At 26.8% G+C, this 12,990-nt stretch carries 8 protein-coding genes; 3 read left to right on the plus strand and 5 right to left on the minus strand.

Annotation, left to right across the window (positions count from 1 at the left end):
- The first annotated feature begins 74 nt into the window (after positions 1-74).
- The 3 genes from fabG (at position 75) to C4S75_RS04935 (ending at position 3,125) form a co-directional block, all read left to right on the plus strand.
- A complete protein-coding gene (gene fabG, locus C4S75_RS04925) occupies positions 75-821 on the plus strand; it encodes a 3-oxoacyl-[acyl-carrier-protein] reductase (protein ID WP_105297215.1) in 747 nt (248 codons plus the stop codon).
- A 74-nt stretch (positions 822-895) separates the two neighbouring features.
- Positions 896-2,563 carry a 2-succinyl-5-enolpyruvyl-6-hydroxy-3-cyclohexene-1-carboxylic-acid synthase gene (gene menD, locus C4S75_RS04930; protein ID WP_105297216.1) on the plus strand — a complete coding sequence of 556 codons (1,668 nt, stop codon included), beginning with the start codon at positions 896-898 and terminating at the stop codon, positions 2,561-2,563.
- A 4-nt stretch (positions 2,564-2,567) separates the two neighbouring features.
- Entirely contained in the window at positions 2,568-3,125 is a 558-nt protein-coding gene (locus tag C4S75_RS04935; RefSeq protein WP_255410585.1) for a hypothetical protein, read from the plus strand.
- Between the two features lie 7 nt (positions 3,126-3,132).
- Here C4S75_RS04935 and C4S75_RS04940 read toward each other — a convergent pair whose 3' ends face one another.
- From C4S75_RS04940 to C4S75_RS04955, 5 genes are all read right to left on the minus strand, one after another.
- Entirely contained in the window at positions 3,133-5,340 is a 2,208-nt protein-coding gene (locus C4S75_RS04940) for a peptidase domain-containing ABC transporter (RefSeq protein ID WP_105297217.1), read from the minus strand.
- Between the two features lie 522 nt (positions 5,341-5,862).
- On the minus strand, positions 5,863-7,230 hold the full coding sequence (locus C4S75_RS04945) for a radical SAM/SPASM domain-containing protein (protein ID WP_105297218.1): 1,368 nt from the start codon (positions 7,228-7,230) through the stop codon (positions 5,863-5,865).
- A 77-nt stretch (positions 7,231-7,307) separates the two neighbouring features.
- Positions 7,308-7,484 (minus strand): hypothetical protein, encoded by a 177-nt coding sequence (locus tag C4S75_RS10045; RefSeq protein WP_158254210.1) that lies wholly within the window; start codon positions 7,482-7,484, stop codon positions 7,308-7,310.
- Between the two features lie 84 nt (positions 7,485-7,568).
- The gene (locus C4S75_RS04950; RefSeq protein WP_105297219.1) at positions 7,569-9,956 is read right to left on the minus strand and encodes an outer membrane beta-barrel family protein; all 2,388 of its coding nucleotides are present in this window, start codon (positions 9,954-9,956) and stop codon (positions 7,569-7,571) included.
- A gap of 483 nt (positions 9,957-10,439) precedes the next feature.
- Positions 10,440-12,821: an outer membrane beta-barrel family protein gene (locus tag C4S75_RS04955; RefSeq protein ID WP_105297220.1), complete on the minus strand. Its 2,382-nt coding sequence runs from the start codon at positions 12,819-12,821 to the stop codon at positions 10,440-10,442.
- Positions 12,822-12,990 lie beyond the last annotated feature (169 nt).

The raw sequence follows: 12,990 nt of genomic DNA on the forward strand, positions 1-12,990 counted from the left end.
GATATAATTGAATAATTTAAAATTATCTTGATAATTACAAAAGTATTATATTTGAAAAAAAATAATATTACAATATGAAATTGCTTGAAGGAAAAACCGCGATTATTACCGGAGCAACCCGAGGTATTGGAAAAGGAATTGCTGAAGTATTTGCTCAAAACGGAGCAAATATAGCTTTTACTTATGCATCTTCAGTAGCTAAAGCAGAAGAGCTGGAAAAAGAATTAGGTTCTTTAACCAAAGTAAAAGGATTTCAATCTGACGCTTCAGATTTTGATTCTGCTCAGAAACTTGCCGATGATGTTATAAAAGAATTCGGGCAAATTGACATTGTGGTTAATAATGCAGGTATCACTAAAGATAACCTTATATTAAGAATGAGTAAAGAGGATTGGGATGAAGTAATTCGCGTCAATCTGGATTCGGTATTCAATCTTACCAAAGCAATCATAAAACCGATGATGAAGCAAAAAAAGGGTTCAATTATCAATATGAGTTCTGTAGTTGGAGTAAAAGGTAATGCCGGTCAAGCAAATTATGCTGCTTCTAAAGCAGGAATTATTGGATTTTCTAAATCCATAGCATTGGAATTAGGATCAAGAAATATTCGATGCAATGTGGTTGCACCAGGATTTATTGAAACTGAAATGACTGAAGCTTTGGATGAAAAAACCATTCAAGAATGGAGAAATAATATTCCTTTGAAAAGAGGAGGAACTCCTGAAGATATTGCTAATGCATGTTTATATCTTGCCAGTGATTTATCAAGCTATGTAACCGGACATGTACTCAATGTCAACGGTGGAATGCTTACTTATTAAAAAATATGGATTAAAGCACGATAAACAAGAGATTAAATTTTTTTAATCTCTTTCTTTTTTTAACTTAAAAAACTATGTATAGTAATAAATTATCAGTTCAACTAATTGGAGAAGTTTTATATCGATACGGAATTACGGATATCATACTATCTCCGGGGTCAAGAAATGCGCCTTTAACCATACATTTTACTAATCATCAAGAATATACTTGTTACAGCATAGTGGATGAGCGATCTGCTGCATTTTTTGCGTTAGGAATGGCTCAATCAAAGAAAAAACCGGTGGCCATCTGTTGCACCAGCGGCACAGCATCCGCTAATTATTATCCGGCAATAATAGAAGCTTTTTACCAAAATATACCTATAGTCGTACTTACTGCTGATCGACCGGAAAATTATGTAGATATTTTTGACGGTCAGACTATAAGACAAAAAAATATGTATAGCAATCATATTTATGGATCTTATCAATTGTCTGAATCAGAAAGTGAAGAATCAATTACACAAAATTTTCTAGATTTAAAAAAAGCTTTGAATACTTGTGTTTTAAAATCAGGTCCGATTCATATCAATATTCCATTTTCAGAACCTTTATATGAGCAAACAGATCAAATTGAAATTTCATTTGAAAAACTAACTCTTCCTGAAAAAAATTATAATTCAGATAAATACAAATCTTTGTTTCCAACTTGGAACAACTTTTCTAAAAAGTTGATTCTTGTTGGAATGCAACAACCCAATTCGGAATTAAATCAATTACTAGAAAAATTAGCTGAGAGGGAAGATACGATTATTTTTACTGAAGTTACTTCAAATCTAAATTCTCCAAAATTTTATCCTAATATTGACCGCTATATATTTCCTTTTGGTGAAGAAGCGATAGATGATTATAAACCTGAATTACTTCTTACCATTGGTCAAAATATTGTTTCAAAAAAAATTAAAGATTTTTTACGAAAATCTAAATTGAAGGCCCATTGGCATTTAGATGAATATTGGCATCCTGATACTTATTTTTCTTTAACTGAAAAAATTGAAGAAAATCCGGTCATTTTTTTAAAAGAATTAGTGAAAGTTCCTCCCGTTACTTCTTCGTATTCTTTACTATGGAAACAACTTAAAGATGAGCGACAACTAAGGCATAATGATTTTATTAAAAACTTACCATTTTCCGATTTACGAGTTATAAAAACTTTGGATGAAAAAATACCTGATTCATATAATCTGCAAATTTCTAACAGTTCTATGATCAGATATGCTCAGTTATTCAATTTTAACTCTAAAAATAAGATATTTTGCAATCGCGGTGCCAGTGGCATTGACGGGGCAACTTCAACGGCCGTTGGTTTCGCCGTTGCAGATACTCTCCCTACTCTTTTGATTACCGGAGATATTGGTTTTTTTTATGATTCTAATGCTCTATGGAATAAATATATTCCTAATACATTTAGGATTATACTTGTAAATAATGGTGGGGGCGATATTTTTAAAATTATTCCCGGGCCCGATTCTTCCAATTCTTTAGAAGAATATTTTGTTACCCGACATAATCGTACTGCTCGATTAATGGCTCAAGAATATAATTTTGAATATATTAAAGCTCATAATCAAGAAGAACTGTTAAAACAGTTAGATTCTTTTTTTCTTTGCTCGGAAAAACCTAAATTATTGGAAATTAATACTGTTAATCATCCTAATTCACGAATTTTACGTGAATATTTCAATTATTTAAATCAGGAATAAAAACATGAGAATTAATTTATTCACCCCTATGAGGGAAGAAAATCAAAAAATTTTAGATGCTTTAAAAGTTTTTTCTAAATTAAAACATTCTTATGAGGTTATTATAACCGGAATAGGTCGTGAAAAAATTGCTAAATCCATGATTACTAAACCAAAGTCTGATTTAGATGTTTTAGTAGGATTTACAGCTATTACCGGAATTGAGAAAACGATGCCTAAAGAGCTACAAAAAGGAAGTTTAGTTGAAGTGGTGGCTTCTTCATTATATGGTTATTCAGGAGAAATATTTGAAAATGGAAAAATAATACTTTCTTCGTCTCATACACATTTTCCTAAACTAAGTTCCCTTACCTCCGATAAGTTTGTTACGACTTCCAATATTCCGATCGGAACATTGATTAATATGGAAGATTATACTTTTATGTATATGAAAAGGCCTCAGGATTTTATCCTGCGTATTATTTCTGATTTTTTACCTCATCAGGAAGAAATTGATTTTTTTAAAATTATTGAAGAAATTATTTTTTCTTCGGTAATTGAGTTTTTGGAAGGATTGAATTAATTTAATATTATGTACCCAATTCCAATTGATTTTTAACCAAATTATAATATTCAGATTTAGCTTTTACTAATTGATTATGATTTCCTACTTCAGCAATTTGCCCGTTTTTTAACACTATGATCTGATCAGCATTTTTAACTGTTGATAATCGATGGGCTATAATAATTACTGTTTTTCCTCTAAAAAATTCTTGTAAATTATTATGGATTATCCTTTCATTTTCTGAATCTAAAGCAGAAGTAGCTTCATCAAAAAATAAGTATTCAGGATTTTTATAAACAGCCCTCGCTATAAGAATTCTTTGTTTTTGCCCACCTGAAAGTTCAACACCAGCAGCACCAATTTTTGTATTATATTTTAATGGAAAACTGCTTATAAAACTATCGATATTAGCTATTCTTATCGCTTGTTCGAATTTATTTATGTCAGTTATTTCGTCTTTCGTAATTATATTTCTTTCAATGGTATCTGAAAAAATAAAACCTTCTTGCATTACTACTCCACATTTTTCTCTCAAACTTCCCGGGGATAATTGCGCTAAATCTTGTTCGTTTAAAAATATTTTTCCACTAGTAGGATTATAAAACTTTAAAAGAATTTTCATCAATGTTGTTTTGCCACTTCCGCTAGCTCCTACTATTGCAGTTATTTTTCCTTCAGGAATAAGTACACTCATATTTTGTAAAATGTATGGTGAGTGAGGTCCTTCATATTGAAAAGACAAAGATTTTAATTCAAATCCTCTTTTTAATACATTTATATTAGCATTTGTAGTCGAAAATTTACTATACTCTTCTTGCTCCTCTTCAGGATGATTTTGTACTTCATTTAACCGTTCCAAGCTTAAACGGGCGTCTTGTAGAGAACGAAAAAAATTAACTAATTGATTAACGGGAGCATTCATCTGTCCTATAATATAAGAAATACTTAACATGGCCCCTAAACTGATATTCCCTTTAATCACTAAAATTGCTGCCAAGAAAGTAACTATAATGTTCTTAAGCTGATTGATAAACTCAAAACCGGAAAGTTGTATCTGATCTACTTTTAGAATTCTTATATTCAATTTAAATAACTTTTGTTGAATATTTTCCCATTTTTTTCTTTTATATTCATCAAATTGATTGAGTTTCATCTCGGTTACTCCATTTAGAATTTCATAAATAGATTCTTGACTGTTACTCCGTTCCTGAAACCTATAATAATCCAAAATTTTGCGTTTTTTGAACCAGAAAAACGACCAGCCAACAGAAAAAACAGTCATGAGTAAATAAACCCAAAGAATAGTGAAATTGTAATACCATAATACCCCAAAAAAAACGGAAAAAGTAATTATTGAAAAAAAAGTTAATAAACTTTGTGAGGTTAAGAAATGCTCAATTCGTTCATTATCCTGTATTCGTTGAGTAAAGTCTCCCATCATTTTAGTATCAAAAAATTTAATAGGAAGTTTTAACATTTTTTTCAAAAAATCCGAAATAATGGTTATACTTATTTGAGTACCAACATAGAGCATAAGCCAATTACGAATGATTTCAGTAGTAATGGAACCAAAAAATAAGGCCAGTTGTGCTAAAAGTATGATGGAAACCATATTTAAATTTCGAACATTAACCCCTTTATCTATTAGGTTTTGGGTTAAAAACGGAAATATTAGGGTTATACAGCTGCCTAATAATAACATAAAAAACAGAAAAACGAGCTGTTTCTTATAGGGAATAAGATATTTAAACAAATATTTTACTGTTAATCGGGACTGTTCAGGAGGAATTAGTTCATAAAATTTTTCCGTAGGTTGAAGAAATAAGGCTACTCCCCCCATATCATCTCCTGATAACCATGATTTTTTGACTTGATCTTCATTTAAATCTATAACACCATGCGCAGGATCTGCTATTTTATATTGAATTTTATTACTTATAAAATTCTTTTTTATTTTAATTAAGACCACAAAATGATTTTGATTCCAATAGAGAATAGCAGGCAATGAATTTTTATTTTCTTTTAATTTTTCTAAAGTAAGCTTAGCAGGAAAAGTTTCAAATCCAATTTTTTTAGCGGCTTCTGTTATTCCCAATAAGGAAACGCCTTCTTTGGTTAAATATGAAATATCTCTTAAATATTCTATTGAATAATTCTTACCATAAAAAATACATATCATTCCTAAACAGGAAGAACCACAATCCATCTGATCTTTTTGGGGAATGAATTTCATTTCAAAAATTAAATTATTAATTTAATATCCAGTTTTATATTAAATGATTGATTAATCTTTGTTCCAACTAATTTTTTCATTTATCATTAATTAATCAAATTATCCTTTATTAATTAATTTTATAATTTATAATAAATTTTAAACTTTCATTTAAATAATATAATACTTTCCTGCAAAATAACTCATGGATAAAATGGAATTTTTAAAATAATTATTTTACAAAACTGTATGCTTAAACGATTCAGATATTTTATGAATCATTCAATTAAAAACTTTCTCTTTTATTGAAGTAATAATTTTAAAAAAATTATTGGTAATGTATAATATTCCAATTATTTATATTTATAATTTTATTTAGGATTCTTTTAAGAAAGGCATTAATTCTACTAATTATATTAATTACTTTTAATTTGTGCAATCTTTAAATTTATTTTTTTTAATTTCTAAAATTTCATAAAAAATATGAAAACGATTAAAATTTTTCTTTTTAACGTATAAATTAATAGATAATGTAATTCTTTATTAATTTGATAAATCAAATTCTCTATTTAAAATTTCTTTATTATTTATATATTCAAATACCATTAAATCTTTTATATTATATTTGAACGAAGGACAAGAGGAAAATCCTTTATACCAATTTACAGGACAATCCCCGCCACATACTGGTAAAAATTTGCAATTTTTGCATGTCGTATTATAATCTTCCTGTTTTATATTTTCATACCAATTTCCTAGAGGTAATTTTTTCCTATCTTTATATTCAATATTGTTAATATTACCATGAAACATATCACTATTTTCATAATCAAATTCTGGAGTATATGGTACTTCCCAACAATAGGACAATCTACCTTTTGCATCAATAAGTTCCGAATCTAAATTTGTCACCATACAAGTTCCACTTTTTTTATCTGGTAACAGATCTTTTATAAATCTAAAACCATATTCTTTCAATCTAAGCATCCAATCTATTTCTAATTCCCCAAAATATTCTGGTGTTAGACCTATATTTTCTTCAGCATAATTTTTACCCCAATCATGTACCGGAGCAAAATTAATTGATACTTTATTCGAAATTCCTAAATTATAAAGGTGATCAATTAAATTATTAATATATTTATAATTATTTTTATGTACATTACATCTTATAACTATATTACATTTTTCTTCATCATATAAAGGATTAGAAACAACCATTACTATATTCGATACTATTGTATCAAATGTTTTTCCTTTCTTTTTTGTATATCTACTATTATCATGAGAAACTTTATCGCCATCTAATGTTATTTGATATTTTAAAATTTTATACTGTACTAACTCGGCAAATATATTTTCTTTCAAACCTAATCCGTTAGTGATCATCATCGCTGAATATTCGATGTTTATTTTATTGCATAAGATTATTAATTTTTTACTTAAAATTTTTATCGAATTCAGGCCTAAAAGTGGTTCTGCTCCATACCAAGTAATAATTAATGATTCATAGATACCATTCTCTAATTTATTTTTTATATATTTGTATGTATTTTCAACCAAAGATTCTGACATATTCAGTTTTTCATGTGTTTGTCCACAATATTGACAACCTAGCTGGCAATTAGCAGTAGGCTGTATGGTTAAACTTAATACTCTACTTTTTTTATTGGAAGATAAAATTAGATTATTTATGATAGTATCCGTTTCATTTTCATCTTCTGGAATTAAAATTTTTAAATTAAGTAATTTAAGCAGAATTATATCATTTAATTTGTTAAATTTTTTTTCAATTATAAAATGATATAATTCATTACTAATATTTATTAATTCACCAGTTCGGGTTGAGAAAATCAAACGTTCTTCATTTTGTAAATCTACATCTACCAAGTATTTAGATATTTTATACATGATCAATTTTTAAAAAATTAATAATTTTTTAAAATTGAGGTATTATTAAAAATACCTCAACTCACTCTTAATTTGATCTATGTGTTTTTACCACAAAGGTTGATTAAACACCACGCATCAGCCGATTCCAATCTATCATTTCCTGCTTTTCCACCCTTGATAATCTTAATTTCATCTGTAGATAATTTTTCAATAGAATCATTTTTTTTAGCATTCATGCTTTTCAAAACAGATTTTAATTTTGAATTTTTCATTTTAGTTATATTTTTTATTAAAGAATAAATTATTCGGTATTTCCCCGTGCCGATACGGTTACTTGCAAGTATATTATAGCTAAATCATTTAGCTCTATTTTTCTCTTCTTCGTTACTAGATTTAATGGCTTTGGATTTAAGTTTACTATTTCCTAAGTTATATCTTATAGTAAATCTTATAAATTGAGGATATTGATACAATATTTCTTTTGACTTATTTATTTTATTATAATCTGTCCTTAAATTAGCCTCAAGAGTTTTAAAAATATCATTTGCGTATAAAGAAAACATTAATTTTTTATCCAAGAATAAAGCTTTTAATCCAAATCCTAAATTAAAATATGACTTCACTTTTTTTGTGGATATATACTGCGGTAATGCGTATTGAGATATTATAGTTATATTAAATGTTTTTCCTTTATTTAGAGATAAATTATTATTTATATTAAAATTTGCGCTGATAAAGTTATTGGAACTTAATCCTTTTATCTGGGACTTATTTTCTTTATAGTATACATCAACATTAAAATAACTTTCTAACCATTCTGTTGAAGTAAAATTATAATTTTGGCTTAAGCCTATAGAATTCTCTGTAACAGAATTCTCTGCTTTTTTAAATATATACTCCTCTTCCTCTTCTAAATAATAAGCATAATCAATAGCGTCTTTTGCTTTATAAAAATATATTCCCGTATTCCAATTATTTTTCCATGAATAATTCAATTCCAAGTTATCGGTGTAAGAGGGCTTTAAAAAAGGATTACCTGACATAACATCACCTTTACTTAAACGACTCTTAAATGGATTTAGATTTCTGTAAGTTGGTCTATTTACACGTCTAGTATAATTAACATTTAGTGTACGATCGTCACCTAAATTATAGGTTAAGTACATACTAGGAAATAATTTAGTAGAATTATATTTATGTTTTTCTTGAGTAAGTACAGAAAAAATTCTTCTTTGAAAATTTTCTAATCTTAAACCCATTTTGATCTCCCACTTATCAACTATTTTACCTCTCCCGGATATATATGTTGCTTGCAAATTTTCTTTATATTCATAAGAATCATTTGCCTCACCTTGATGATATGAATCATTTGAAATAAGAGTAATATAACCTGCATCATTTGTCGTTTTTGTATGAGAAGTTTTTACACCATATTCCAATCCGATTTTCCTAAAATGCTGTTCTACATCCAAATTCCCTGAATAATTGTAAATTTTCAAATTATTAAGATCGCGAGAACTAAAGTCATGACCAGGAATGTACGTTACAAAGTCCTCATAATCTTTAGAATTGAAAATAACATCTTCTTTACGAGTATTTCCAAAATAATCTAAATTTAATTTAATTTTACTTCCTAATGTATCCAAACTATATTGAGAATGAAAATTTACATAAATATTGTTTGTACTACCAGGCCCCTTTGAATAAGTTTTTGTCAGTATAGGAGATATTGGTTTATAAAAATATTCATTAAGACTTATTCTATGTTGTACATCGTATGTTTCAAATATTGATTGAAATCCTAAAGAAAATTGATTTGTCCATTGATAATCCATACCTAAACTCCCATTAAAACGTTTTTTCAATTTTGATTTAGACAAGGATTGAGAATATATATCTTCATCTAAATATGTAATATAATTTTTATCTCTTTGAGCATTATTTACACCATAATAGAAGTTTATATCCGAATTAAGAGTTATTTTCTTATGATTTAAATTAAATCCTAAATTTGTATTATAATAATCATATTTTGATTGTTTATAAGTCCCACCGATATAACTTTTCCAGTTGTTCTTTTTACTTGTTTTTAACACAATATTTATTAATCCCGAATTACCTTCTGCATCGTATTTTGCCGGTGGTGCGGTAATTACTTCAATACTCTTTATATTATCGGATGAAATAGATTTCAAATAATTAATTAATTCATCACCAGACAGTGGAATACTTCTTTCATTTACCATTACTTTTAAACTACTTTTTCCTATTATGGATATTTGTTCATTTTTAATTTGTATTCCGGGACTTAATTTTAATACATCCAATGCGTCTCCACCTGATGTAGCGACTGAATTTTCAACGTTAAATATGGTTCGATCTATTTTTCGCTCTATTAATTTTTTATTTCCTGTTACAACCACTTGCTGAATTTCCTTACCTGAAGATAATTTTATGATTCCTAAATCCTTATTTTCTTTAAGCATAAATGAATTGGAATATAATTCTTCGCTATCATTTTCAATTTTTAATTCGTATAACCCTTCATATAATCCCTCAAAAATAAAACTGTTGTGATCAACTATATGAGTAGTTATTATGATTGAATCTTTATTGATTAAAGAAATTTTCAGATGAACTCCGGATTTATTTTCGTCCCAATCCAACCTTCCTTTAACAATGATTTCTTGAGAATAGGAATAAATACATATTAATGCAGTAATTAATAAATAGTAAATTTTCATAGTTTCGTTCTAATAAAGCCACTGCAAGTTTATAGCAAAAAAACAATATTTAAAAATTTATTATATTGTTTAAACAAATTGTTAAATAATTTTCAATTTATTGAAAACATATTAGGATAAAATTTAAACAAAAATTTATTTTATTTTTATTTAATTAAAAAAAATTAAAATATTTTATCTCTATTGTGTATATTTAAATATTTTTATGATTTTTATCATATAACGTGTGTTTATTATTTTGGATTAATATTTAATTTTTAAACTAAATGTTAAAAATAAATAATATAATACCCGTTTTTTAATCCCTAGATTTTATGGTATTGTAAAAAATTGATTTTATAGAAAGAAAGGAATGAGCTAATTACGTATTTAATACGTATATTATTAGTGTTAATTTTTAACTAAATGGAAATAAAGTTACGAGTTAAATTACGTCTCTGCTTTGCCTAAAGTGTCAAATAAATATTGGCCTATTTCAAAAATTTAATTTATTCGTTCTTTCTCTTCTTCATTACCTAATTTTCTTTTTAATTCTTTAAGCTTTTTATTACCTAATTTATATACTATCGATATTTGAAAAAAATGATTAGTATCCCCATACCAGCTGTACGTCTGCTTTATGTTGTTTGTAAAATCAGTATATTTAGGCTTATTGGATTGAAAAATATCTTCTCCCGAGATTGTTATTTGCAATTTTTTTTGTAAAAAAAACATTCTGAAAGCTAAATCAATACTCTGATATGAATTTATTTTACTTATCTCATCTACCCCTTTACCACTATAGATCCATTTTATATTAAATATAAAATTTTTATTCTTGTGTAAGTAAAAGGAATTATCTGTTGAAAAATAGAATAACCAACCCATATTGCGGATTTTTCCTATTTGTAAATTATTTGATTTATATTCAGAATACTGTAAATTCATTTCATTATTACTTTCCCACCAAGGAATTTCTGAAAATAAATAGAATATATCTAAATTTGACGTAGATGAATTTATAGCATTCAATTGAGTAGAAACTTGTGTTTTATCAATAGTATTTAATAATGTAACATCTGTGTATTCATTTTTCACCTTTGAATAAGACAAAGACACTGATAAATCTTTATACTCATAATTTAATTCGAAATTATGTGTATAATATGGCTTTAAATCTGGATTTCCTGTTATATAGGAATTGGGGGTTAAATATTGTTTAAATGGATTTAAAACTGAAAACTTTGGACGATGTATTCTCCTTCCATAATTTAAGGATATTACATTTTCTTCATCAATAGTATAAGAAAGATAGGCCGTTGGAAAGAATTTTATATAACTATTTTTGTTTATTTGTTGCAAAGTTTTAGATATGCCTTTTACCTGAGAAATTTCCATTCTTATTCCTAGCTGAGTCTTCCATTTATCGTTGATTTCTTTAGATATGTTCATATAAAGACTTTCAATATTTTCTTGATATGTAAAATGATTACTATTGATTGTATCCGGAATTGGAACATTCTCTATATTCAAAATATAATAAGAGTATTTATTATCAACATGGTTAAAAGAAATCTTGCCGCCATAATTAAATTTAATATTAGAAAATGGATGGTCCATATCTAATGAGGTAGAATAATTTTTTAATTTTTGATCTAAATAATTTTTCGCTACATCCGTTTGATCTACAATTTGATCATCCAAACTATAATTTGAATGAAACATACTACGAGGTCCGTTATTGAAACTAATATAATTAATATCTAAATTTAGCAACCGCCCCATACTGTCTATTTTATATTGAGTATGAAAATTAGCAATATGTATTTGTGAATTTTCTTTTATAAAAGTTGGAGTGTAAATTATGTTATAAGATTTATTACCTTCAATATCTACCAATGAATTTCTATTCCCTATGAAATTAGATTGAGAATATGAATAATTTCCGCCTAAAGTAATATGATTATTTAATTTATAATCAAAATTTGTTCGAAATGATGGTTTTCTACTTTTATCTGTACCATTAAATTTATTATACCACAATCCATCAGGGTAATAATAATTAATTTTATTTGTGAAATCACTAAATGTAAAATTATTAAATACATTAGCCGATAATGAGATTTTATTTTTGTTAAAATTAAAATCAGCACCTTGACCGGAAGAAGTATGATGCGATTGTTTTAGATTTTCTTGCAAAGAAAGATTCCATGAATCTTTTTTTGCTTTTTTTAAAAGAATATTGATCAATCCACTATTACCTTCCGCTTCATATTTTGATGGCGGGTTCGTAATAATTTCTATACTTTTTATTGCTTCTGATGAAATACTTTGTAAATAATTAATGAGTGATTCACCTGATAATTCAACTATCCTATTATCAATCATAATTTTGACAGAGTTTTTACCTATAATTTTAATATTACTTCCATCAAACTTTAATTTAGGGGTCTTCTTCAATACATCAAGAGCAGTACCTGAAGAGGAGGCAAAAGATTTTTCAACGTTGAAAACCATTCTGTCTATTTTTCGCTCAATTAATTTTTTATTCCCTGTTACTAGTACTTGCTCTAATTCTTTAGTTGGGAATATTTTTATTTCTCCTAAATCAATGTCTTCTTTTACATCTAAATTTTTCTTATAAATACTTTTACCCCACTGTTTTACATTTAAAGTATAAACACCTTGCGATATATCATTAATGATAAAAAAACCGTCTTCTTCTACAATAGTATTTTTAATTATAGAATCATGTTTATATAATAATATCTCGGCTAAATTTTCAATAGCTGAATTTTCGATACTTATTTTCCCTTTTATTTTAAATGACTGAGAAAAAGATATGTAAAAAGAAAATAATAGAATTGTAAGATATTTAAATTTCATAATAACATTCTCATTCAAAGGCGCAAAACTATAATAATAAAACAATAAACCAAACAATTTTATTCGTTTTAAGCCTTGATAACAATTTAACTAAATCTAAATATTATTAAAATAAGATAAATTTATTTTTTTTACCCTTGAAATTACTTTATCCTTATCTTTATCCTGG

It is taken from the genome of Apibacter sp. wkB309, assembly GCF_002964915.1.
GTDB lineage: Bacteria > Bacteroidota > Bacteroidia > Flavobacteriales > Weeksellaceae > Apibacter.

What these genes read in the sequence shown, in the direction of transcription:
- C4S75_RS04940 (WP_105297217.1), bottom strand. Translation starts at nt 5,340, where the DNA reads ATGAAATTCATTCCCCAAAAAGATCAGATGGATTGTGGTTCTTCCTGT.
- C4S75_RS04955 (WP_105297220.1), bottom strand. Translation starts at nt 12,821, where the DNA reads ATGAAATTTAAATATCTTACAATTCTATTATTTTCTTTTTACATATCT.
- menD (WP_105297216.1), top strand. Translation starts at nt 896, where the DNA reads ATGTATAGTAATAAATTATCAGTTCAACTAATTGGAGAAGTTTTATAT.
- C4S75_RS04945 (WP_105297218.1), bottom strand. Translation starts at nt 7,230, where the DNA reads ATGTATAAAATATCTAAATACTTGGTAGATGTAGATTTACAAAATGAA.
- C4S75_RS10045 (WP_158254210.1), bottom strand. Translation starts at nt 7,484, where the DNA reads ATGAAAAATTCAAAATTAAAATCTGTTTTGAAAAGCATGAATGCTAAA.
- fabG (WP_105297215.1), top strand. Translation starts at nt 75, where the DNA reads ATGAAATTGCTTGAAGGAAAAACCGCGATTATTACCGGAGCAACCCGA.
- C4S75_RS04935 (WP_255410585.1), top strand. Translation starts at nt 2,568, where the DNA reads ATGAGAATTAATTTATTCACCCCTATGAGGGAAGAAAATCAAAAAATT.
- C4S75_RS04950 (WP_105297219.1), bottom strand. Translation starts at nt 9,956, where the DNA reads ATGAAAATTTACTATTTATTAATTACTGCATTAATATGTATTTATTCC.